This window comes from Agrococcus sp. HG114 (assembly GCF_024723325.1).
Classification (GTDB): domain Bacteria; phylum Actinomycetota; class Actinomycetes; order Actinomycetales; family Microbacteriaceae; genus Agrococcus.
In genome coordinates, this window is sequence record NZ_JANQCH010000315.1 from 1 (window position 1) to 340 (window position 340).

Annotated in this window: 1 protein-coding gene; it reads right to left on the reverse strand. The window is 39.7% G+C overall.

Annotated elements, in window-relative coordinates:
* Positions 1-340, reverse strand: a 340-nt coding sequence (locus NWP09_RS13395; protein ID WP_258275963.1) for a type I DNA topoisomerase, incomplete at both ends; no start/stop codon positions are given.

Here is a 340-nt window from a genome sequence, read left to right on the forward strand (position 1 = left end):
CTTCTTCTCTACAAGTGTGCCATTACACTTCGGACAAGGACGTTCAAGTGGTTTGTCCCAAGAAATAAAGTCACAATCAGGGTAGCGATCACAGCCATAAAATAATCTCTTCTTTTTGCTTTTTCGTTCAATAATATTTCCTTCTTTACACTTTGGACACTTCACACCAATTTGTTTCACAATAGGCTTTGTGTTACGGCAATCAGGGAAATTACTGCAAGCCATAAATTTACCAAACCGACCCATTTTAATGACCATTGGATTGCCGCATTTCTCACAATCTTCTCCAGCAGGCTCATCTTCTATTTCTATCTCTTGCATTTCCGCTTCGGCCTTTGTT